General features: G+C 70.9%; 1 protein-coding gene. It reads right to left on the reverse strand.

Translation table 11 applies throughout. From position 1 onward, the window contains the following. Positions 1 to 7 precede the first annotated feature (7 nt). Entirely contained in the window at positions 8 to 26,707 is a 26,700-nt protein-coding gene (locus tag JVH1_RS10795) for a non-ribosomal peptide synthase/polyketide synthase (RefSeq protein WP_009478135.1), read from the reverse strand. Between the last annotated feature and the right edge of the window lie 31 nt (positions 26,708 to 26,738).

Raw genomic sequence — 26,738 nt, forward strand, 5'->3', positions numbered from 1 at the left:
GCCCCGTTCAGCGGATTCGGTCGTCGCGGCGCCGGGTGCGACCGGCCTCGAGATACCTCGACAGCACCGGCCCGATGACGGCGAGGGACTGCGGCTCGATCATGTCGTTGTGCCCGCAGTCCACCCGGTGCTCCACGATTCGACCGGTCACGAGCGGCCGCCACTCGTCCGCCGACCGGGCGCGCGTGGTGCCGTCGTCGTCGCCGGTCGCGGGGAAGATCAGCAGTTCGCCGTCGTAGACCTGCGGCTCGAACCGGTGGACGAGGTTTCGCGAATTCTCGTATCCGGCGTTGATGCGCTCGAGGTGTTCTCCGCGCAGTCCGGTGTCACTGCCCCACGATTCGTTCAGCAGTTGCGCCGCGCGATCGTACGTGAGGTCGCCGTCGGTGGCGACGACGAGCCCAAGGCCGCGGAGCAGATCCCGCATGTCGAGCTTCCCGAACAGCGGATCCTCGCCGTTGTCGGGATAGCTGTCCATGACGGTGAGGGAGGCGACGTCGTCGCCTGCATGCTGGAGTTCGACGGCCATCGCGTGGGCGATGACCCCGCCCAGCGACCAGCCGAGCAGGTCGTACGGTCCCTCCGGCTGGATGGCCTTCATCTCCTCGACGTACCGGTGCGCGAGTTGTTCGATCGACCGGTAGTCGCCGTCTCCGCTGATCGTGGGCAACTGCAGTCCGTACGCGCGGCGGTCGGCGGGCAGATACCGGACGAGGCCCGCATATCCCCAGGAGAGCCCGATTCCCGGGTGGACGCAGAACAGCGGTCGTCCGGTGCCCTCGGTTCGCAGCGGGATGACCACCCCCAGCGCCTCCGTCACCCCGCTCTCTGCCGACGGCACTGCGATCCTGCGAGCGAGGCCGGCCGGGGTGGGATCGAGGAACATCCATTGCAGCGGGATCTTCCGACCGAGCCTCTCCTGCAGGGCGGCGATCACCTTCGTCGCGAGCAGGGAGTTGCCGCTTCTCTCGAAGAAGTTGTCCTCGGCCCCCACCCGGTCGAGCTCGAGCACCTCGGCGAAGACGTCCACGATCGCCGCCTCGAGGTCGTTCGCCGGCAACCGGAAGGCGGCGCCCGACAGGAACTCGGGTGCGGGCAGTGCGGTGCGATCCAGCTTGCCCACCGGCGTCAGCGGAATCTGTTCGAGGACGACGATCGCGGCGGGCACCATGTGGGCGGGCAGACGCTCCCCGACGAGACGGGTGAGTTCCGCGGTGTCGACGTCCGCGCCGCCGATCGGCCGGACATACGAGACGAGCAGCGGTTCCCCGGCGGGCCCTGCACGGCCGATGGTGACGGCGAACCCGACGTCCGGATGATCGGTGAGTACGGCGTCGATCTCGCCGGGTTCGATGCGGAACCCGCGGATCTTCACCTGGAAGTCGCTGCGCCCGACGTACTCGAGGGTGCCGTCCCGGCGCCACCGCACCACGTCTCCCGTGCGGTACATCCGCTCGCCCGGGGGACCCCAGGGGGCGGCCACGAAACGGGACGCCGTCAGACCGGGCCGACGGTGATACCCGGACGCCAGAGCGCGTCCCGACACGTACAGCTCACCGACCACACCGACCGGCACCGGGCGCAGCCGCGAATCCAGCACGACCTCGGAGACGCCGCGGGTGGGTGCGCCGAGCGTGATCGGCTCGCCCGGCACCAGCGCGTCGCTGATGTTCGACATGATCGTCGTCTCGGTCGGCCCGTAGGCGTTGAACATCCGGCGGCCGGGCGCCCACCGGGCGACGAGTTCGGGTGGACAGGCTTCACCGGCCACGACCAGCATCCGCAGCGACTCGAAGCCGAGGGGGTCCATCGACGCCAGTGCGGTCGGGGTGACGAATCCGTGGGACACCCGCTCGTCGCTCAGCAGTGCGGCCAGTTCGGTGCCGCCGTAGATCGTCGGCGGGGCGATCACCAGCGTCGCTCCCGCGCAGAATGCCATGACCAGTTCGAACACGGACGCGTCGAAACTCGGCGACGCGAAGTGCAGCACCCGGGCGCCGGGTGTGACGGCGAGGCGGTCGCGCTCCTCCGCGGCGAGGTTCGCCAGCCCACGGTGTGTGACGGCCACTCCCTTGGGGACGCCCGTGGATCCGGACGTGTATATGAGGTACGCGGGATGTGCTTCGTGCAGCGGTGCCGTCCGGTCCGCGTCGGTGACGGGGGCAGGCGACTGCAGCCGGATCCGTTCCTCGTCTTCGGCGTCGTCGAGCACGATCCAGTTCACGGTGCCGGGCAGCTGATCCCGGTGTGCCCGCAGGGTCACCCCGGACACCGCCCCGGAATCGGTGAGCATGTGCTCGATGCGGTCGAGTGGATACCCGGGGTCGACCGGCAGGAACGCGGCGCCCGTCCGAGCGACCGCCCACACCGACAGCACCGATTCGATCGAGCGCGGCAGGCTCAGCGCGACAGTGGTTCCCGGACCCGCACCGTCCTCGATCAGGCGGCGCGCCAGCCGGTTCGACGCCTCGTCCAGTTCGCGGTAGCCGATCGTCCGGCCCCGGTAGGACACCGCGTCGGCGCCCCGGTCTCGTTCGACCGCGGCCGACAGCAGTTCCGGCAGCAGGACATTCGGGGCGTCGGATGCGCCACGCGCCGGGGTGAGCGCCGCGACTTCGTCGGTGCCGAGGATCTCGATGTCGCCGACCGGAACACCGGGTTCCGCGGTGACGGTGCCGAGGATGCGCACGAACCGTTCCGCGAACCCGCGCACCGTGTCGGCGTCGAACAGGTCGGTCGCGTAGTCGATCGCACCCACCATGCCCGCCGCGCTGCCGTCGGCGGCGAACCGCTCGTCGAGGATCACCTCGAGGTCCACCTTCACGACGGCGAGGTCGGGATCGAGCCCCTCGACGGTCAGCCCCGGCAACCGCAGGGCGGGATTCTCGGTGTTCTGGAATTCGAGGGACACCTGGAACAACGGCGAGTGGGCGGTCGACCGCACCGGTCCGACGGCGTCCACCACCCGTTCGAAAGGCAGGTCGGCGTGCGCGAAGGCGCCGAGATCGGCGTCGCGGACCCGCGCAAGCAGGTCACGGAACGGCTGTCCCGCCTCCACCGGGGTGCGCAGGGCCAGCGTGCCGACGAACATGCCGACGAGGTCGTCGAGCGCCGCCTCGCCGCGGCCGGCGATCGGGGTGCCGATCGCCACGTCCCCGGTGCCGCCGAGCCGGCCGAGCAGCACGGCGAGTGCCGCGTGCACGATCATGAACTCGGTGGACCGGTGCTCTCGCGCCGCCTTCCGGATCCGCTCGTGCAGGCCCGGGTCGATCGCGAAGCGCACCCGCTCGCCGCGGAACGACTGCTGTGCGGGACGCCGGCGGTCGGCAGGCAGTTCGAGGAGTTCGGGCAGCCCGGCCAGCGCCGACTCCCAGTAGGCCAGTTGCCGCGAGATCAGCGACCCGGGGTCGTCCTCCGAACCCAGCAGCCTGCGTTGCCACAGTGTGTAGTCGGCGTACTGGACCGGCAGCGGCGTCCATCCGGGAGTGCGGCCGTGGACGCGGGATTCGTACGCGACCATCACATCCCGCACCAGCGGTGCCATGGAGAAGCCGTCGGCCGAGATGTGGTGGACCACGACGGCGAGCACGTGGTCCGTCGGGTCCAGGGAGAACAGGGCGACGCGCAGCGGGACGGCTTGGGCGACGTCGAAGCCGGCCGTCACGAGCCGGGTGAGTTCTTCCCGGAGCCGACTGTCGTCCGCGACCGCGGTCGGCGCGAGCATCGGGGCGGTGGGCGCGAGGATCTCCTGGACTGGTTCGCCGTCGCGGAGCGGGAAGCGGGTGCGCAACGACTCGTGCCGGGTCACGACGTCCGTGACGGCGGCGGTCAGCGCATCCACGTCGAGGTCGCCGGTGAGCCGCACCACCATCGGGATGTTGTAGGCGGGCGAACTCGTGTCGAACTGGTTGATGAACCACATGCGTTGCTGGGCGTAGGACAGCGGGATGCGGTCGGGACGGGCTCCGGCGGTGAGGGCGGGACGGCCGGAGGGACCCGCTCCCGCGTGCTCGATGCGCGCGGCGAATGCCTCGACGGTGGGCGCCTCGAACAACGCCCGCACGCCGATGTCGGTGTCGAGTGTGGCGCGCAGGCGGGCCACGGCACGGGTGGCGCTCAGCGAGTTGCCGCCGAGGTCGAAGAATCCCGCATCCGCGCTCACCCGGGCGAGTCCGAGGACCTCCGCGAAGACCTCGGCCACCGTCTCCTCGACCGGATCGGCGGGTGCCCGGTATTCGCGCGCGCCGACGTCGAATCGTGGTGCGGGCAGGGCTTTGCGGTCGAACTTGCCGACGGCGTTCAGCGGGATCTCGTCCAGCACCGTGATCGAGGACGGCACCATGTGGGAGGGCAGTCTGCCCGCGAGACGGCGGGTGATCGTCTCGGTGTCGAGGGCATGCTCGGGTGCGGGCACGACGTACGACGCGAGGAGTGTGTCCCCGGCCGGACCGCGGTAGGCGACCGTGACCGCGAACCGGACGTCGGGGTCGGCCGTGAGGGTGGTGTCGATCTCGCCGAGCTCGATGCGGAACCCGCGCACCTTCACCTGGAAGTCGCTGCGGCCGAGGTACTCGATGGTGCGCTCGGGGGTCCAGCGCACGATGTCGCCGGTGCGGTACATCCGTTGCCCGGCCTCGGCGGGGTCGGCGACGAACCGCTCCGCCGTCAGCCCGGGGCGCCGGTGGTAGCCGCGCGCCAGTCCTGCACCGGCGAGGTACAACTCCCCCGGAACCCCGGCCGGAACGGGCTGCAACCGGGAATCCAGCACCAGCTCCGTGACACCGCGGATCGGTCCGCCGATGGTGATGCGGTCCCCCGGGGTCAGGGGATCGCTGATGTTGGACATGACCGTGGTCTCGGTCGGCCCGTACGCGTTGTACAACCGGCGCCCCGGCGCCCACCGGGACACGAGTTCGGGCGGGCAGGCCTCGCCGCCGACGGCGACGTCGGTGAAGTGATCCAGCCCCGCCGGGTCGAGGGATGCGAGCGCCGCCGTGGTGACGAATGCGTGCGTGACGTGCCGGTCCCGGATCAGCTGGGCGAGTTCGTCGCCGCCGAAGACGGTGGTCGGCACGATCACCATCGTCGCCGCCGCACCGAACGCCTGCAGATATTCGAATACGGATCCGTCGAAGCTCGGTGTCGAGAAGTGCAGCGTCCTGGACCCGGGATCCGCCCCGAAGCGGGCGAGTTGGTCGCGCGCGAAATTGTCGAGACCGCGGTGCGTCACGGTCACGCCCTTCGGCCTGCCGGTGGACCCCGACGTGTAGACGAGATACGCGGCCGTGTCGAGGGTGACCGGTGCCGTGCGGTCGCCGTCGTCGACCGGTGCCGAGGATGCGGCCGCGCACTCGGCGGCGAACGCGGGGTCGTCGAGAACGAGCCAGCCGATGTTCTCGGGCAGACGGGCGCGATGCTCGGACGTCGTGAGCCCGAGTGCGCACTCCGAGTCGGTGAGCATGTGCGTGATGCGCTCGCCCGGATAGTTCGGGTCGACGGGCACGAACACGGCCCCGATCCTGGCCACCGCCCAGACGCACAGCACCGACTCGATCGAGCGCGGGATACCCACGGCCACCGATGTTTCCGGTCCGAGTCCGCGGGCGATCAGAGCACGGGCGAGCCGGTTGGACCGCTCGTCCAGCTCCCGGTAGGACACCTCGACGTCGCCGGACGACAGGGCGACCGCATCCGGGTCGACCGCGACGGCGTCCGTGAAGATCTGCGGGAGCGTACGGACGGAGCCGGCGGGACCACCGCGGACCGGTACCAGTTCCGCGCGTTCCCGCTCGGTGAGCAGCGACAGCCGGGCCAGCGGCACGTCGGGTCCGGTGCAGGCGTCGAGCACCCGCACCACCCGCTCGGCGATGTCCTCGATCGCGCCGGGGGCGAACAGGTCGGGCACGTACTCGAACTTCAGGTGCAGGCTCGCCGCCGCCGACGCGACGAGACTCAGCGGGTAGTGGGCGGCGTCGCGGGCATCCACGCCGGTCACGCGGAGCCCGGCGATGTCGGTGTCTTCCGACAGCCCCGCCCGGTCCACCGGATACGACTCGAACACGGTGAGGGTGTCGAACCCGACGCCGGGACCCGCGGCGTCCTGGATCTCGGCGAGACCCGTGTAGTGGTGATCGAGCATCGCCGCCTGCTCGGCCTGCACCCGCTCCAGCAACGCGCCGAGTGTCTCCTCCGGGCGCAGCGTGACGCGCACCGGAACGGTGTTGATGAACAGCCCGATCATCGTCTCGATGCCGGAGAGTTCCGGCGGCCGGCCGGAGACGGTGGCGCCGAACACGACGTCGTCGCGTCCGGTGAGCATCGCCAGCACGATGCCCCATGCCGTCTGCAGAATGCTGTTGAGGGTGAGCCCGCGCGCCCGCGCGGATTCGCGGAGCCGGTCGGTCCGGTCCTCGTCGAGATCGAACACCCACTCCCGCGACACGGTCGACAGCTGCCGAGCCCGGTCGGCAGGCACCAGCAGCGTCGGTTCCTCGACCCCCGCGAGGGCGTCCGCCCAGGCCCGCGCGGACACGTCGGTGTCGCGCCCGCTCATCCACAGCAGGTAGTCGCGGTAGTCCCGCACGCGCGCCAGCGGCGACGGGTCGGCATCCGTGGCGTACAGCGTGAGCAGTTCCCGGATCATCAGCGGCATCGACCAGCCGTCGAGGAGGATGTGGTGGTTCGTCGACACCAGTCGGCAGCGGCCGCCGGCCGTCCGCACCAGCAGGAATCGGATCAGTGGTGCGGTGGCCATGTCGAAGGGGGTGGTCCGGTCGGCGGCCAGCAGTCGCTCGATCTCGGCGGCTGCCGCGTCCTCGTCCAGTCCGCTCAGGTCGTTCTCCCGCCAGGGCACGGCAACCCGGCCCGAGACCACCTGCACGGCCCCGCCCTCGGCGTCGTGACAGAACGCGCTGCGCAGGTTCGGGTGACGGTCGAGGAGTGCGGCGGCGGCCCGGCGCAGTCGTGCGGCATCGACGTCGCCGCCGAGGTCGAGAATCAGCTGGACGAGGTAGGCGTCCACCGATTCGTCGGCCAGTTCGGCGTGGAACAGCATGCCCGCCTGCAGCGGCGACAGCGGCCAGACGTCGGTCATCGCCGGGTAGCGGCGCTCGAGGTCGTCGATCGCGCTCTGGCCGAGCCGGACGAGGTTCAGGTCGGACGGGGTGAATCCGCCGCCACCGGACCGGGCGTGCGCGGTGAGGGCCTCGAGCGCGTCGGCCCACAGGCTGGCCAGTTCGCCGACGTTGTCGGCGGCGATCACCCCGACGGGGAACGACCACGTGGCGGTGAGTGCGGGACCGGCGGCGGTGTCGGTGGTCCTGGCGTTCACGTCGACGACGGCCGCCGCGGGCAGCCCGGAGTGCGCGGCGGCGGCGAGGCCCTCGTCGGAGACCGGCGTCCAGTCGCCGTCCGGAGCGGAACCCGAACCGAGCCTGCCGAGGTAGTTGAAGCTCACCTGCGCGCCCGGCAGGGCCGCGAGTTCCGGAGCCGTCTCGGCGTCGAGGTAACGGAGCAGCCCGAACCCGATGCCGTGGTCGGGGATCGACTGCAACCGCTCCTTCACCGCCTTGACCGCGACCCCGGCAGCGGGGCCGGCTGCGAATGCGTCGTCGATGTCCACGCCGCTCAGGTCGAGGCCCACCGGGAAGATCGTGGTGAACCAGCCGACGGTGCGGGCGAGATCGGCGCCCGGAACCACCTGCTCCTCACGACCGTGCCCCTCGAGATTCACCAACGCGCCGGACGACTCGATGCCCCGCGCCCGGCGCCAGCGGACGAGCGCCAACGCCAGCGCCGTCAGCAGTCCGTCGCCGACACTCCCGTGGAAGGCCTGGGGCAGCGTCGTCAGCAGGGCCTCGGTCACCGCGACGGGAATCCGGACCTCGACGTCGGAGGTCTGGACGTCGGCTGCGGTGAGGGCCCGCGACCCGAGCGGTGGGTCGGGGGTGTCGAGCACCTGCCGCCACAGGTCGAGTTCGGCTGTGCGAGAGGGCTCCTGCGCCACATCCGTGAGGGCGTGCGCCCACCGGCGCATCGACGTGCCGGTGCCGGGCAGGCTCGGCGGCTCACCCGACAGCACCTGGGCGCAGGCGAGGGCGAGGTCGGGGACGAGGATGCGCCACGACACCCCGTCGACCACCACGTGATGGGCGACGATCAGCAGCCGGCCCGGGGCTGCCGGTGTCGCACTGCTCGCGAACCACACCGCCTGCACCATCACACCCGACTCCGGGTCGAGCCGGTCCGCGGCGGCGTCCAGTTCGCGGGACGCGGCCACGGTGAACGAGTCCGCGGGGTCGAGTGACACCGTGCGCACCACCGCGGTCGCCCGCACCCAGCCGGGCGGCGCGACCGCCATCGCCGCACCGCGCTCGGCCCGGTCGCTCCGGTACAGCCGGGCGCGCAGCATGTCGTGCCGGTCCAGGACGGCCTGCAGCGCCGCAGTCAGCGCGTCCTCGTCCAGTGCGGCGGGGGTGGTGATCAGCGCGGCCTGCGAGTACCGGCGGAAATCGCCGCCCCTGCCCAGCATCCAGTGCACGATCGGCATGAGGGGGAATTCGCCGACGCCGCCGCCGGGCAACTCCTCCAGCGTGACCACCTCCTCTCCCGCGGTCGCGACCTCCGCGAGTGCGGCAACCGTCTTGCGTTCGAACACGTCCCGCGGGGTGATCACCACCCCGGACGCCTTCGCCCGGGTGACGAGCTGAATCGACATGATGGAGTCGCCACCGACCGCGAAGAACGAATCGTCGACGCCCACCGATTCGAGGCCGAGCACCTCGGCGAACAGGCCGGCGAGGATCCGCTCCGTTTCCGTCGCCGGTGCGCGGCCGAGCGACACCTGCCGTCCGAAGTCCGGTTCGGGCAGCGCCCTGCGGTCGAGTTTGCCGTTCACGGTGAGAGGCAGGGCGTCGAGCACCACCACGGCCGCGGGCACCATGTGCGCCGCCAGCCGGCCGGCGACCGCGTCGACGATTCCGGCCGGATCCAGCACCCGGCCCGCCTCGGGCACCACGTAGCCCACCAGTCGTTCGCGTCGCGCCAGCACCACCGACTGCGCCACTCCTTCGCAGGCGAGCAGCGCCGACTCCACCTCGCCGAGCTCGATGCGGAAGCCCTTGACCTGAACCTGGAAATCGTTGCGGCCCAGATATTCCAGCTGACCGTCCGCGTTCCACCGGCCGAGGTCGCCGGACCGGTACATCCGCGACCCGGGGGTGTGCGGGTCGGCCACGAACCGGGTCGACGTGAGCGCGAACCGTCCGAGATAGCCCCGGGACACCTGCGGGCCCGACACGTAGAGTTCCCCGACCACTCCCGGCGGCACCGGGTGCAGACGGGAGTCGAGCACGTACACGCGCAGTCCGGGCAGTGCCCGGCCGATCACGGAGGCCGACGCGGACGCGGCGAGTTCCGCGTCCAGCGGCAGGTGGCTGACGTGCACGGTGGTTTCCGTGATGCCATACATGTTCACCAGCGCCGGGGCGGTGTCAACGTGTCGCGCGTACCAGCGGGTGAGCTGCCCCAGGTCGAGGGCCTCGCCGCCGAACACGACGACGCGGAGGGACAGTTCGGTGGCGCCGGCGACCCGGTCCGCCTCGGCAAGCTGGTAGAAGGCGGTGGGGGTCTGATTCAGGACGGTGACGTTCTCGTCCCGCAGCAGTCGCAGGAACATGTCGGGTGAGCGGGTCGTGAAGTAGTCGACCACCACCAGCCGGCCGCCGTGGAGCAGCGCACCCCACAGTTCCCACACGGAGAAGTCGAACGCCGCCGAGTGGAACATGGTCCACACGTCGCAGGCATCGAACCGGAACAGCGGCTGCGTGTTCGCGAACAGGGTGACGACGTTGCGGTGCGCCACCTGAACGCCTTTCGGCTGCCCCGTCGAGCCGGAGGTGTAGATGACGTACGCCACCGAGTCCGGGCGCAGCGGCCCGGTCCGGTCGCCGTCGGTGACCGGCAGCGGCGACGTACGGTCGAGTTCGGCCACCGTTTCCGCGCTGTCCACGAGCAGGAGCGGGACCCCGCTCGCCCGGACCGCGTCGGATTCGGCCTCGGTGGTCAGCACACACACCGGCCGGGCGTCGGCGAACACGAACGCGAGCCGCTCCGCCGGGTACGTCACATCCACGGGCACGTAGCCGGCACCCGACTTCACCACCGCGAGCAGCGCCACCACCAGCTCCACCGACCGCGCGGCGGCGACGGCCACCAGGGTCTCGGGGCCGGCGCCCCGCGCGATCAGCAACCGCGCCAGGCGATTCGCCCGGGTGTCCAGCTCGTCGTAGGTGAGCGAGACGCCTTCGCACACGACGGCCGTCGCGTGGCGGGATCGCTGAGCGGCCCGCTCGAAGAGTTCCGCCAGGGTCGCGTCCGGGGCCGGGGGCTCGGCGAACGGCGGCAGCACCAGGTCCCGCTCCGCGGTGTCCAGGATCTCGATGTCGCCCACGGGAAGCTCCGTGGCCGCGGCGACCGACTCGAGCACCCGGAGGAACCGTTCCCCGAATCGGGCCACGGTGTCGCGATCGAGCACGTCCGTCGCGAACCGCAGTCCGGCAGCGAGTCCGGCGGGCGCGCCGTCCCTGTCGATCTGTTCGGCGAGACTCAGTTCCAGGTCGAACTTCGCGACGCCCAGGTCCACGTCGAGCGAATCGACGGTGAGTCCGGGCAGTTCGAGGTGGGTGCCCTCCGCGTTCCGGAACTCGATGAGCACCTGGAACAGTGGGGTGTGCGACGTGGACCGTTCGGGGGCGAGATGGTCGACCAGCCGCTCGAACGGGATGTCCGCGTGCTCGAACGCACCGAGGTCCGCCGCTCGCACCGCGGTCAGTACCTCACCGAACGATGCCCGCGGATCCACCACCGTCCGCAGGACGAGCGTGTTGACGAACATGCCCACCACGTCGTCGAGCACCGCCTGCCCGCGACCGGCGACGGGCGTTCCCATCGTGACGTCGTCCGTGCCCGACAACCGGGACAGCAGGACGGCGAAGGCCGCGTGGACCGCCATGAACAGTGTCGAATTGTGCTGGGCCGCGATCGTGTTCAACGCACGGTGCAGCCGGGCAGGCACGTCGAACTCGACGACGTCCCCGCGGTAGGACCGCTGGACGGGGCGCGGCCGGTCTACCGGGATCTGCAGCACCTCGGGCGCACCGGACAGGGTGTCCGTCCAGTAGCCCAGTTGCCTCGACAGCACCGAGTCCGGATCGTCCACCGCACCGAGGAAGTCCCGCTGCCACACGCTGTAGTCGGCGTACTGCACCGGCAGCGGGGTCCAGCCGGGCGTCTCCCCCACGGTCCGGGCGGTGTACGCGAGCATGACGTCACGGGCCAGCGGCATCATGGAGAAGCCGTCGGCCGCGATGTGGTGCACGACGATGGCGAGGACGTGCTGCTCGGGTTCCAGCTCGAACAGCCTTGCGCGGAACGGGATCTCGTCGCTGACGTCGAAACCGGCGCCGACCAGGGCTGCGAGGGCGTCCCGCAGTGCGCGGTCACCGGCGACGGCCACCGGATCGAGGCGGGGGGTGGCCCGCCCGGCATCGACGATCACCTGGTGCGGTCCGTCGACCGACCCGGGAAACACTGTGCGGAGCGATTCGTGCCGCGCGACGACGTCGCCGACCGCCGCGAGCAGGGCCGCGTGATCGAGGACTCCGGTCAGTCGCAGAGCGATCGGGATGTTGTAGGCGGGCGACGACGTGTCGAACTGGTTGACGAACCACATGCGTTGCTGCGCCAGCGACAACGGGATCCGGTCGGGGCGCGGTCGTGCGGCGAGTGCCACCGACGGGGTGGCCGCCGTTACGGCCGAGTCGATCCGGACTGCGAGATCGGCGACGACCGGCGCGTCGAACAGCGCGGCCACGCCGATCCCGGCGTCGAGGGCGGAGTTGATGCGGGCGACCGCCCGGGTGGCACTGAGCGAGTCGCCGCCCAGTTCGAAGAAGCTGTCGTCCGCACCGACGCGCGGAGCGCCGAGCACGTCGGCGAACACCTGCGCGACAGCCTCCTCGACCGGAGTGGTGGGCGCCCGGTACCCGATGGTCGCCGACGTGAATTCCGGTGCGGGCAGAGCCTTCCGGTCGAGCTTGCCGACGGGGGTCAGCGGAATCTCGTCGAGGACGACCACCGCGGCGGGCACCATGTACTTGGGCAGGATCCGGCCCGCGAACGCGAGCACGTCCGGCGCCGCCACCTCCTCGCCGTCGTGCGGCAGCACGTACGACACCAGCGCCGTGTCCCCCAGCGGTCCCGGCCTGCCGAGGGTCGCGGCGAAGTCGAGGTGCGGGTGGGTGGTGAGAACGGAATCGATCTCGCCCAGTTCGACACGCTGACCGCGGATCTTCACCTGGAAGTCGCTGCGCCCGAGGTACTCGAGGGTGTGGTCACGAGACCACCGCACGACGTCACCCGTGCGGTACATCCGGCCACCGCCGTAGGGGTCGGCGACGAACCGCTCCGCGGTGAGAGCGGGCCGCCGGTGATATCCGCGGGCCAGCGCCGGTCCCGCGATGTACAACTCGCCGGGCACCCCGGCCGGGACGGGCTGCAACCGGGCGTCGAGGACCGACAGCGCGATGCCGCGGACGGGCCCCCCGATCGTGACCGGCTCGCCCGGTCTCATCGGCCGGCTGAAGGTGGTGAGAATGGTGGCCTCGGTGGGGCCGTACCCGTTGAACATCGCCCGATCCGCACCCCACGCGGCGACCAGTTCGTCGCCGACGGCGTCGCCGGCCACGACGAGCGCCTCGAGGTGCTCGATGCCGTCGCGCTCGACGGTGGCCAGGACGGCCGGGGTGATGCAGGCGTGGGTGACGCGTTCGCGCCGCAGCAGCGCCGCCAGTTCCGCCCCGCCGTAGACGTCGGGGGGAGCGATCACGAGCGTCGCCCCGGCGGCACACGACTGGACGAGTTCGAGTATCGCCACGTCGAAACTGGGTGAACAGATGTGCAGGCACCGGGAGTCGGGTGAAACGGTGTAGTGCTCGGTCTGCTCGGTGAGCAGGTTCGCCAGACCGCGGTGGGTGACGACGACGCCCTTCGGCCTGCCGGTGGACCCGGACGTGTAGATCGCGTACGCGGCGTGGTCGACGTCGAGCACCGACCGGCGGTCCAGATCGGTGACGCGGACCGGCGATGCGGCGGCCCACGTGCGGTCGAAGGCAGCATCGTCCAGCACCAGCCACGGCACCGAGCCCGGCAAACGGTGCCGGTGGGCCGACGTCGTCACACCCAGTGCCGCACCGGAATCGGCCAGCATGTGTTCGATGCGATCGGCGGGATAGTTCGGGTCGACGGGCACGAACGCCGCGCCCGCCTTCGCGACCGCCCACACCGCCAGCACCGATTCCCGCGATCGGGGCAACCCGAGCGCCACGAACGTCTCCGGCCCGGCACCGCGTTCGATGAGGACCCGGGCCAGCGCACTCGACCGCTCGTCGAGCTCGCGGTAACTGGTCTCGCGTCCGTCGCAGACGAGCGCGGCCGCCTCCGGCCGGTTCCCCGCCGACGCCGTGAGGATCTCGGGCAGGGTCTTCGGCGGCCCGGCGGGGGCCCCGGACACCGCCGTGTACTCCTGGAGTTCGGCCTCCGACAGCAGGGTGAGGTGGGCGATGGGTGTCTCGATGTCCGACAGCAGGATCTGCACGACGCGCGCGACGCGGGCCGCCACCGACTCCGCGAACTCGCTCCGGAAGACGTTCGGCTGGTACCGCAAGCGCAGGTGCAGTCCGGTGTCGACGTGCGCCATCAGGGTGAACGGATAGTGGGTGGAGTCGATCCCCTCGATCCCGGCGACGTGCATGCCGTCGATGTCGGTGTCTTCCGACAATCCCATGCGGTCCACCGGATAGGACTCGAACACGGTCAGCGTGTCGAAGGCGGCGCCTTCCCCGACGGCGCGCTGGATCTCCGTGAGGCCCACGTAGTGGTGATCGAGCAGGGCCGACTGTTCACGCTGGAAGCGCTGCAGCAGTTCTGCGAGCGTCTCCTCGCGGCGCAGGCGCAGCCGGACGGGCACCGTGTTGATGAACAGCCCCACCATCGACTCGATGCCGGCGACGCCCGGTGGGCGGCCGGACACCGTGGCTCCGAAAACCACGTCCTCGCGCGTGCCGAGTGTGGTCAGCACCAACCCCCACGCCACCTGGACGAGGGTGTTCATCGTCAGTCCGTGCTCCCGTGCAAGTGCCTCGAGCGCCCGGGTCTTCTCCTCGCCCACGTCGAGGCGCACGTCCTCGGGTTCGGCGAAGCTCTGCTCGCCGCGCGCCGCGGGGGCCACGAATGTCGGTTCGTCCGAGCCGGCGAGGGCGGATACCCAGGCGGCCGTGGAGCGTTCGTGGTCCTGCGCGCCGATCCACTGCAGGTAGTCGCGGTAGGACGTGACGCGGGGAAGGGCCGTCGTGTCGCCGTCCGTGGCGTAGAGGATCAGCAGGTCCTTGATGACCAGGGGCGTCGACCATCCGTCGAGGAGGATGTGGTGATGGGTCACGACCAGCCGGTACCGGTCGGGTGCGGTGCGCAGCAACGTGAATCGGAGCAGCGGCGCCTCGGACATCTCGAACGGGACGGCGCGGTCTGCCGCGACGAGTGCCTCCGCCTCCGCGGCGATCCGGGTGTCGGCGAGATCCGACAGGTCGACGTCGGTCCACGGCGCGGTCGCCCCGGCGAGTACCACCTGGACGGGTCCGGCACCGGTGTCGGCGAACGCCACCCGGAGGTTCGCATGCCGGTCGAGCAGGCCCTGTGCGGCGCGGCGGAGCCTGGCGGAGTCGACGGTGCCGCGCAGGTCGAGGACCAGTTGCACCTGATACGCGTCGAGGCGATGTTCGGACAGCTGCGCGTGGAACAGCAGACCGGCCTGCAACGGTGACAGCGGCCAGATGTCGGCGAGGTCCGGGTAGGCGCTCTCGAACCGGTCGATGTCTGCCTGCCCGACGGACACCAGATCGAGATCGGACGGCGTCAGCCCGCCTGCGCCCGGACGGCTCGCGTGCTCGGCCAGGGCTGTGAGTCCCCGAACCCACAGCGCGGACAGCTCTTCCACGTCCTCGGCGGCCAGCACACCGGTGGGGTAGGACCACGTCGCCGTGAGTACCGGTGCGCCGTCCCGGACGGTGGTGGCGGCGTTGACGTCCACGACCCAGGCGGCGGGCATGTCGTAGTTCTGGGTTCCGCCGAGGTCCCCGCTGCCCGCGACGGGCAGCCAGGACACGTCGCCCCCGCTCGTCGCCACCCGGCCGAGGTAGTTGAAACTCACCTGCGGTGGCCGGAATCGGCGCAGTGCCTCCGAGCCGACCGGATCCAGGTACCGCAGGATCCCGTAACCGATGCCGTGATCGGGGATGGCGAGGAGTTGTTCCTTGATCGCCTTGATCGCGGTCCCGGCCGCGTCGTCGCCGGCGAGGGCGGCGTCGATGCCGATGCCGGTGAGGTCGAGTCGCGCCGGGAACAGGGTGGTGAACCACCCGACGGTCCGGGACAGGTCGGCGCCGGGCACGACGTGGTCTTCGCGGCCGTGACCCTCGAGGTTGATCAGCACGTCGGCCGTCTCGACCCCGCGGTGCCGCCGCCACCGAATCATCGCCATTGTGAGCGCGGTGAGGAGGCCGTCGCCGACGGTGCCGTGGAACGCGGCGGGCAGTGTGGTGAGGAGTGCCTCGGTGACGGGTGGGGGGACGTCGACGCTGACGCGGCCCGTCGTGGCATCGACGTCGACGGCCGGATCCAGGGGCCGGAAGCCGAGGAGCGGGTCGGGGCCGTCCAGGATCGACTGCCACCGCCCCGCTTCGGTGCGACGGGCCGCCGCGGCATCGGTGAGTCCGTGCGACCACCGCCGCATCGACGTCCCCACGGCAGGCAGCGCGGCGGGCAGACCCTCGGCGGCGCGAGCGTGGGCCGCCGCCAGATCCGCGATCAGGATCCGCCACGACACGCCGTCGACCACGAGATGATGCGCGACCAGCAGCAACCGCCCCTGCCCGCCGGGACCGTCGAACCAGAGCACCTGCACCATGCTGGCCGAGGCCGGGTCCAGGCGGTCCGCCGCCGCGTTCAGTTCCGCTCTCGCCACCGCATCGAAGTCGCCGGCGTCGAACGACGTCACGGGCACGTGATGGATCAGCGCATCGGCAGGCACCGATCCGGTCGGCAGCACCGTCATGGCCCACTGCCCCGACTCGTCGACGGCGAGCCGCGCGCGGAGCATGTCGTGACGGTCCAGCACCGCGTCGACGGCGGCGGCGAGATCGTCGCGGGTGAGCCGGGGCGGCGCGGTGACCAGCACGGCCTGAGAGAACCGGTTCAGCCGGCCGCCGCTGCGCCCCAGCATCCACGCGACGACGGGTGTCAGCGGAACCGGGCCGACGCCGGCGCCGGGCAGTTCCTCCAGCACCACGGCATCCGCGCGCTCGTAGTGGGCCACCTCGGCGAGACCGGCGACGGTCCTGCGCTCGAACACGTCCCGCGGGGAGAGGATCAGACCCGCCGCCTTCGCGCGGGCCACCAGCTGGATCGACATGATGCTGTCGCCGCCCAGCGCGAAGAACGAATCGTCCATACCCACCGACCCGAGTCCCAGCACGTCCCGGAACAGGCCGGCGAGCAACGCCTCCGTCTCGGTGCGCGGCGGACGACTGTCGGTGACGACGACACCGAAGTCCGGTTCCGGCAGCGCCTTCCGGTCGAGCTTGCCGTGGACCGTCACCGGGAGCGCCGCGATCACCACGACGGCGGCGGGCACCATGTACGACGCGAGCCGCGTGCCCGCGAACTGCAGGACCTCGCCCGGGTCGATGTCCGCTCCGGGTTCGGGGACCACGTATCCGATCAGCCGGTCGCCCGAGCGTTCGTCCCGGCGCACGTCGGCGACCGCCGCCGCCACGTCGCCGTGTGCGAGCAGCGCCGACTCGACCTCGCCCAGCTCGATCCGGAATCCGCGGATCTTCACCTGGAAGTCGGTGCGCCCGAGGTAGTCGAGTTGCCCGTCCGCCGTCCAGCGCACGAGGTCGCCGGTCCGGTACATCCGGCTGCCCGGCGGCCCGAAGGGGTTGGCCACGAAGCGTTCCGCGGTGAGCGGGTATCGGCCGTGATAGCCGCGCGCGAGCGCCGGTCCTGCGAGGTACAGCTCCCCCGCGACCCCCGCCGGTACGGGATGCAGCCGCTGATCGAGGACCGCCGCGGTGAACCCGAGCGTCGGCGCGCCGATCGTGACCGGTTCGCCCGGTGCCAGCGGGGTGCTGATGCTCGACACGACGGTCGACTCGGTCGGACCGTACGCGTCGAACATGGCCCGGCCCGGTGCCCAGCGGGCCACAAGTTCCGGCGGGCACGTCTCGCCGCCGGTCACGACGCACTGCACGCTCTCCAGGCCGGCGGGATCGACCGAGGCGAGCGCCGCCGGGGTGACGAAGCAGTGCGTGACCCGCTCGCGCAGCAGCAGTTCCGCCAGCTCGTCGCCGCCGTAGACGGATGGGGACGCGATCACCATCGTCGCGCCCGGCCCGATCGCCAGCATCAGCTCGAGCACGGAGGCGTCGAAGCTCGGCGACGCGAAGTGCAGGGTCCGGGACGCCGCGGTGGTACCGAACGTGTTCTGCTCCGTCGCAGCGAAATTCGCCAGGCCGCGGTGCGTGGTCACCACACCCTTCGGCCTGCCCGTCGATCCCGACGTGTAGATCACGTACGCGGGGTGGTCCACGTGCAACGCCGACGTTCGGTCGGTGTCGGTCACCGCCGCCGCCGGGAGCAGTGCCAACTCGGCCTCGGTCCCGGGGTCGCCCGGCACCAGCCACGGAATCGACGCGGGAAGGGCCGACCGCAGCGCGGCCGTGGTGAGACCGGCGACGGCGCCCGAGTCGCCGAGCATGTACTCGATGCGCTCGGCCGGATGGTTCGGGTCGACCGGCAGGAACGCGGCCCCGGTCTTGGCCACCGACCAGACGGCCAGCACGGATTCGATCGACCGCGGCAGTGCCAGAGCCACCACCTGTTCCGGGCCGACGCCCCGCTCGATCAGGAGCCGGGCGAGCCTGTTCGACCACTCGTCGAGATCACGGTAGGACACCTGACGTCCGTCGGAGACCAGCGCCACGGCGGCCGGGTCCGCGGCTGCGGCGGCCGTCAGCATCTGCGGCAGTGTCCGCGCGGCCACGCCGGGGCCTCCGCTCGCGGACGTCAGTGCGGCCCGCTCGCCGGCGCCGAGGACGTCGACGTCGCCGACCGGAGCGTCCGGCGATTCGGTGACGGCGCTCAGGATCCGGACCAGGCGCTCGGCGAACGCGGTCACCGTGTCCGCGTCGAAGATGTCGGTGGCGTACCCCAGCGCCGCGCTGATCCCCGCGGGATGACCGTCGGCGTCGACATTCTCCCGCAGCGTCAGCTGGAGGTCGAAATTGATCGTGTCGAACGCGAGGTCGAGGGGTTCGACATGGAGGCCCGGCAGTTCCAACTCGGGGCGCTCGGTGTTCTGGAATTCCAGCATCACCTGGAACAGCGGTGAGTACGCCGTCGAACGGGAGGGCCGCAGGCTCTCCACGACACGCTCGAACGGGACGTCCGCGTGCGTGAACGCCCCCAGATCGGCCTCGCGGACCTGCGCGAGCAGCTCGGCGAACGTGCGGGCGCCGTCGACGGGGGTGCGGAGCACGAGGGTGTTCACGAACATCCCGACCAGGTCGTCGAGCTCGGCCTCGCCGCGGCCCGCGATGGGTGTGCCCACGGCGATGTCGTCCGACGCACTCAGCCGCGACAGCAGGACCGTCAGCGCGGAGTGCAGTGCCATGAACACGGTCGATCCGTGCCTGCGTGCGAGTTGCACGACGCTCCGGTGGAGGTCCGGGTCGATGTCGAACTCGACGCGGCCCGCGCCAAGGGTGCGGGCGGCCGGGCGGGGCCGGTCCGTCGGCAGTTCCAGCACATCCGGAAGGTCGGCCAGCGTCGCGGTCCAGTAGTCGAGCTGGCGGGCGAGAGGCGAACCGTCGTCGTCTTCGTCGCCGAGCCAGTCTCGTTGCCACAGTGTGTAATCGGCGTACTGCACGGGAAGCGGGGTCCAGTCGGGTGCGGCGCCGCGGCACCGGGCGGTGTACGCCGACAGGACGTCGCGGGCGAGCGGAACCATCGAGAAGCCGTCCGCCGCGACGTGATGGACGACCACGGCCAGCACGTGCTCGTGCTCGTTCACTCCGAACAGCCGGGCCCGCACCGGCGCCTCCGTCGTCACGTCGAACCCGGCGGAGAGCAGGCGGTGGAGTTCCGCGTCGAGGTCCGCCGACGCGACGGCGTGCGGTGTGAGTGGGGGCGCCACCTTCTCTGCCGGGAGGATCACCTGCCGCGGACCGTTGTCGGTGAGGGGAAAGACGGTGCGGAGGGACTCGTGGCGCTCGACGACGTCGGCGACGGCCGCGTCCAGCGCCTGCGCGTCGAGGGTGCCGGAGAGGCGCAGCGCGATTGCGACGTTGTACGCCGCACTGGCCGTGTCGAACTGGTTGATGAACCACATCCGCTGCTGTGCGAGCGAGACGGGGACCTCCCGCGACGGATCCCGCGGCGCCGGCGCCGGCCGGGATTCCGGGCGGGAGTCCCCGGCCTCGGCCCGGGCGGCCAATCCGGCAACGGTCGGGGCGTCGAACACGTCCCGCACGCCCAAACGGTTGCCGACCGCGGCGTTGACGCGGGCGACGAGCCGGGTCGCGGTCAGCGAGTTCCCGCCGAGTGCGAAGAAGCTGTCGTTCGCCCCCACCCGGACGCTGCCGAGCAGATCGGCGAACACGGCGGCGACGATCTCCTCCACCGGGTTGCGCGGGGCGACGAAACCCAGCGTCGACGTGCCGAAGTCCGCTTCGGGCAGGGCTTTCCGGTCGAGCTTGCCGTTCACCGTCAGGGGCAGCGCGTCGATCACCACGACCGCAGCCGGCACCATGTACGACGGAACGCTCTCCCCGACCGCGTCGAGAACCGCCGCCGCGTCGACATCCGCACCCGTCTCCGGGACCACGTAACCCACCAGCCGGTCACCGTCCCGGTCGTCGCCGCGCACCACGACCACCGACTGCGCGACCCCGGCACACGCGGCCAGGGCCGCCTCCACTTCGCCGAGTTCCACCCGGAATCCGCGCAACTGCACCTGGAAGTCGCTGCGCCCCATGTACTCGAGCCGGCCGCACGCACCCCACTTCACGACGTCGCCCGAGCGGTACATGCGCGCCCCCGCCCGGTGGTGGTCGAACGGGTCGGCGACGAAACGCGTCGAGGTCAGACCCTGCCTGCCGATGTAGCCGCGGGTCACCTGGTCGCCGGACACGTACAGCTCGCCCACCACCCCGGGCGGTACCGGATGCAACCGGCCGTCGAGGACGTAGACCCGTAGACCGGGGAGTCCGCCGCCGATCACCGAGCCCGGCACGGACGCCGCCAGCGCGCGGTCGAGGGCGAGGAAGCTGACGTGCACCGTGGTCTCGGTGATGCCGTACATGTTCACCAGCACGGGGGCCCGGTCGTCGTGCCGGGTGTACCACCGCTCCAGTTGCCCGACGTCGAGGGCTTCGCCGCCGAAGATCACGTGCCGCAACGACAGTGGCGATCCGCCGGCGTCCTCGACGGCGTTCGCCGCGCGATCGGCCTCCGTCAGCTGGTAGAACGCCGTCGGGGTCTGGTTCAGCACCGTCACCCGTTCCCGGCGCAACAGTTCGAGGAACGTGTCCGGCGACCGTGCGGTGAAGTAGTCGACCAGCACCAGCCGGCCACCGTGGACGAGCGCACCCCACAGTTCCCAGACGGAGAAGTCGAAAGCGTACGAGTGGAACAGCGTCCACACGTCGGACGAGTCGAACCCGAACAATTCCCGGGTGTTGGCGAGCAGCGTGTCGACGCACCGGTGCGACACCTGGACGCCTTTTGGTCGCCCGGTCGACCCCGACGTGAAGATGACGTACGCGACGGCGTCGGCCCACAGCGGCCGCAACCGATCCGAGTCGGTGACCGGCAACCCGGACAGTTCGGCCATCGCACCGGCCGTCGCCGGATCGTCGATCGCCACCACCGGGATTCCGGCCGGTGCCAGCGACGCGAATTCGGCGCTCACCACGGCGCAGACGGGTCGTGCGTCGTCGAACATCGCCGCCACCCGCTCGGCGGGATAGCTGGTGTCGACCGGCACGTACCCGCCACCGGCGGCGAGCACCGCCAGCAACGTCACCACGAGGGCAGGTGTGCGATCCACCATCACCGCGACCAGCGACTCGGTTCCCACCCCCTCGGCGATCAGCAACCGGGCCAACCGGTTCGCCTGCTCGTCCAGTTCGCCGTAGGTCAGCGTCTCGTCACCGCACACGACCGCGGTGGCGTCCGGGGTCGACGCGGCCACCCGCGCGAACAACTCGACCACGGTCTGCGCGTCGGCGGTGACACCCTCGCGGTTCCACCGGTCCAGCACCAGGTCGCGCTCGACCGCACCGAGAACCGGGATGTCCCCCACCACCGCCGCCGGGTCGTCGACCACCGCCCGCAGTACCCGGACGAAGCGTTCCCCGAACCCCTCCACCGACGTCCGGTCGAACACGTCCGTCGCATACAGGAACGCGGCGGCCATGCCTGCGGCGGTGCCCTTCTCATCGTGGTATTCGGCGAGCGACAGCTGCAGGTCGAACTTGGCGACTCCCGGGTCGACGTCGACCGCCTCGACGGTCAGGCCCGGCAGTTCGAGGTGGGCGCGCACGGTGTTCTGGAATTCGAGCAGCACCTGGAACAGCGGCGAGTGGGACGTCGACCTGCCTGGAGCCAGCTCGTCGACGACGCTCTCGAAGGGAACGTCCGTGTGCCCGAACGCACCCAAGTCCGTGTCGCGGGCCCGGGCCAGTACGTCGGTGAACACCTCACCCGGCTCCACCGGAGTCCGCAGCACCAGCGTGTTGACGAACATCCCGACCAGGTCGTCCAGCGCCGCCTCACCGCGACCGGCGATCGGGGTGCCGATGGCGACGTCACCCGAACCGGACATCCTCGACAGCAGCACGGCCAGCGCCGCGTGCATCACCATGAACAGCGTCGCCTGGTGCTCGCGCGCGAGGAGGAGCAGTTGCCGGTGCAGGCCCGCGTCGATCGCGAACGCCGCGGTCGCACCCTCGAGCGAGCGGGCGGGCGGCCTGTTCCGGTCGAGCGGCAGGGCGCTGACCTCCGGCAGTTCGGCGAGCACACCGCGCCAGTACTGCAGTTGCCGGGACATGAGACTGTCCGCGTCCTCGGCACTGCCGAGAAGGCGACGCTGCCACACGCTGAAGTCGGCGTACTGCACGGGCAGCGGCTCCCAGCTCGGCGGCGTCCCGGACCGGCGCGACGAGTACGCGACCATCAGGTCGCGGGCCAGCGGCGCGAGCGACGCCCCGTCGGCGGCGATGTGATGCACCACGATCACCAGCACGTGTTCGTCGGGGCCGGTCCACAACAGCGCCGCGCGCAGCGGGACCTTCGCGCTCACGTCGAATCCGCCCGCGAGGAGGGTCGCGATCCTCTCGTGCAGCGACTCGTCGCCGTCGACGTGCGGGGTGAGGTCCGGGACGACGTCCGCGGTGTCGACCACCACCTGGTAGGGCCCGTCCGTCGACGCGGGATACACGGTGCGCAACGACTCGTGCCGCTCGATCACATCGCCCACCGCGGCCCGCAGCGTGTCCGCATCCAGCGGTCCGGTGAGGCGCACGGCCATCGGGATGTTGTACGCCACCGACGACGTGTCGAACTGGTTGATGAACCACATCCGTTGCTGCGCCAGCGACAACGGGATCCGCTCGGGCCGCTCCCCGACGACCAGGGGCGGACGGTCCACGAATTCCGTCCCCGCACGCCGAACGTACGCGGCCAGCAGTTCGGCGGTGGGCGCCTCGAACAACGCCCGCACACCCACATCCGATCCGAGTGCCGCGTTGACGCGCGCGATCACCCGCGTCGCCACGAGAGAATTGCCGCCGAGGTCGAAGAAGCTGTCGTCGACACTGATCCGTTCGACGCCGAGGACCTCGGTGAAGACCTCGGCGATCGACTCCTCGACCGGGTCGGTAGGCGCCTTGAACTCGGCGGCCGCGGACAGGAACCGCGGTTCCGGCAGTGCCGCGCGGTCCAGCTTCCCGACCGGGTTCAGCGGGATCTCGTCGAGCACCACGACGACCGAGGGAACCATGTACGCCGGCAACCGGTTCCGAACCTGTCGCAGCAGTTCCGTCGTCTCGATCGGCCTGCCCGGAGCCGGGACGACGTACGAGACCAGGACGGTGTCCCCGGACGGTCCCGGCCTGCCGATGGTGACGGCCAGTCGCACGTCCGGATGCGTCTGCAGCATCGCGTCGATCTCGCCGAGTTCGATGCGGAAACCCCGCACCTTGACCTGGAAGTCGCTGCGCCGCAAATATTCGAGGGTGTGGTCGGGCCGCCACCGCACCACGTCACCGGTGCGGTACATCCGGCCCCGGCCGTACGGGTCGGCGACGAACCGTGCCGCGGTGAGACCGGGCCGCCGGTGATACCCCCGGGCCACACCGGCGCCGGCGATGTACAGCTCACCCGGGACGCCGACGGGTACCGGACGGAGCCGGGCGTCGAGCACCACTTCCTCGGCGCCCCGGATCGGCCCGCCGAGTGTGATGGGGTCGCCGGGGGTCATCGGTACGCTGATGTTCGCCATGATGGTGGTTTCGGTGGGACCGTACGCGTTGTGCAGCCTGCGGTCCGGCGCCCACCGGGCCACCAGTTCGGGCGGGCAGGCCTCACCGCCCACCACCACGTCGAGGAAGTCGCCCAGCGAATCCGGCGGGATCGTGCCCAGCGCCGCGGTGGTGACGAAGCCGTGCGTGACGCGTTCCGACCTCAGCAGATCGGCCAGTTCCGAGCCGCCGTACGCGGACGGCGGCACGACCACCATCGTGGCGCCCACCCCGAACGCCTGCAGGTATTCGAACACGGACGCGTCGAAACTCGGGGTCGAGAAGTGCAGCGTCCGGGACGATCTCGTGGCGCCGAACCTCTCCTGCTGGTCGGCAGCGAAGTTGTCGAGCCCGCGGTGGGTGACGGTGACGCCCTTCGGCCGCCCCGTCGAACCGGACGTGTAGATCAGGTACGCGGCATTGTCGAGGTGCAGGGGCTGGATGCGGTCGGAGTCGGTCAGCGGACGGCCGGAGCGGGCGGCGCAGTCGGCCTGGAAATCGGGATCGTCCAGCACGCACCAGGGAATCGAGTCGTGCAGGCGACCGCGCGCCGCCTCCTCCGTCAGGCCCAGCACCACACCCGAATCGGCGAGCATGTAGTCGATCCGATCGGCCGGGTAGTTCGGATCCACGGGAACGAAGGCCGCCCCGGTCTTCGCGACGGCCCACACGGACGCCACCGACCGGAACGAACGCGGGAGCGCCAGCGCGACGAACGATTCCGGCCCCACCCCCCGGTCGATCAGCATGCGCGCGACCTGCGTCGACCACCGGTCCAGCTCGCGGTACGACAACTCCTCGCCCTGCCGCGACAGCGCCGTCGCCGCCGGATCCAGTGCCGCGGCATCCGCGAAGAGGTCGGGCAGGGTGCGCTCGGACCGGCCCGGCCGTCCTCGTACCGGCGTCAGCGCGGAACGTTCGTCTGCGGAGAGGATCTCGATGTCACCGACCGGAACCTCCGGATCGGCCGCCATCGCGTCGAGGATGCGGAGGTACCGCTCGGCGGCCACCCGGATCGTGTGGGCGTCGAACAGGTCTGCGGCGAAACCGAATTCGACGGTGACACCCGCCGGATCGCCCGACTCGTCGGCCGCTTCGGTCACGGTCACGCATAGGTCGAGGCCGGAGACGGCAGAACCCGTGGCGCCGGGCGCGCGGGTGTCGAGCAGCACCTGGACGATCGGTGCGTACGCGTCCGACACCGACACGCCGAGTTCCCGCACCAGACGGTCGAACGGAACACCGGTGTGCGCGGCCGCCTCGGTGGCGACGTCCCGGACGTGCGACAGATAGTCGCGGCACGACACCTCGCTCGCGTACCGCGACCGCACCACCACGACGTCCGTGCGATCGCCCACGTCCACGGCCGTTCCGACGGCGATGTCGCTGCTACCGGTGACCCTGCCCAACAGGATCGACAGGGCCGTCAGGAACACCGTGCGGCCGGTGGTGCCTGCGGCGTCGGCCCGAGCGGCGGCGCGGCGGTGCAACTCCCCCGGCACCACCACGGTGACCCGGTCGCTCGCCTGCGACAACCTCGCGGGCCGCGGGTGGTCGGTGGGCAACGGCAGGAGGTCGGGCAACCCGTCCAGCTGCCGGCGCCAGTAGTCGATTTCCGCCGCCTCGCGCAGAAGTCGTTCGCCGGCGCGGGAACTGGTCTCGTGGATGCTGCCCACCCGGGAGGCCGGGTCTGCGGTGGCCAGTTCCTCGAGCAGTTCGACGAAATGCCGATGGTGTTCCCGCAGTTCCGCGTCCTCATAGCGGCTGGGGTTCGCGCGGAAGTCCACGAAGATCCTGGTGGGGGTGCCGCTCTGATACACGTTGATCAGCAGGTCCTCGACCGGACCCGATGTGACGATGTGGAAATCGCCGAGGAGCGAACCGAGCGCGACCTCCTGGCGGAACAACATTACGTTCACCATCGGCCCGTACAGTGCCGTCGTCGCGGTGTCGCCGGCGTCGCGGCGGATGTCGTCGAGGCTGCACCGCTGGTGTCGCAGTGCGGCGACCAGCTCACGCTGCACCTTCTCGATCAGCTCCGCGACGGTGTCGTCGGCCCGGACGCTGACGGGCATCGGTGCCACATTGACGAGCATGCCCCCGGAATTGCGCAGCACCGCCGTGGTGCGGGCCGACACCGGAATGGTCACCAGCACATCGGTTCTGCCGGTACGTCGCGACAGGTAGCACGCCGCGGCCGCGATGATCGTCGCCGCCGACAGACTGTCGCGGGAATCGAGAACGGCCACGACGTCGTCCGAGAGGACGGCACTCTCCACCGTGCTGGTGGCCGACACCTGCCCCGCCGTCCGCGCCAGCGTGGTGCCCTCGAGCCCGGCGACCCGGCCCGCCCAGTACTCCCGATCGGTCACGAACCGCTCGGAGGCGCGGTACCGGCTGTCGATGTCGTACAACTGCCGCAGGCTCACCGCCCGGTTCGGATCCGGTTCGCGGCCCGCGACTTTCGCAGAATACCGGTGTGCGATGCGGCGCAGCATCGTCATGGCCCCGTAACCGTCGAGAGCAACGTGGTGAATCCTGCTGTACCACAGGAAGTGCGTGTCACCGGTCTGCAGGATCGACGTCTCGACCAGCCGGTCGGCGCTCAGATCGAGCGGTGTGACGTAATCACGTTCCATCCATGCGTGTGCCGCCGCCACCGGGTCCTCGTCCGCGCGGAAATCGACGTACGCGATGGACGTGTCCGTCCGATGGTCCACGTACTGCAGCGGCCGGCCGTCGACGTCGTACACCTTGAGGAAGGGTGATTCGAATTCGCGGGCCGCTTCCACCGTCTCCTGCCGGAGCAGGTCGATGTCGAGGACACCGTGGAACTCGACGTACTGGGCGATGGAGATCGGGACCTGCGGTTCGAGTTGCTGCGCGAACCACGTGGCCCGCTGGGCCGCCGAGAGCGGAATCGGTTCGCCGCCGTCCGGAACACGGACGTCCGCGGGGCGGCGCGTTTCTCCCGCCCCTGGAACGGGTCCTTCACCTTGTCCAGGGCACACTCGAACTCGACCTCGCCCCGCCCAACCAGGA

The sequence above is a fragment of the Rhodococcus sp. JVH1 genome, assembly GCF_000280725.2.
Taxonomy (GTDB): Bacteria; Actinomycetota; Actinomycetes; order Mycobacteriales; family Mycobacteriaceae; genus Rhodococcus_F; species Rhodococcus_F jostii_A.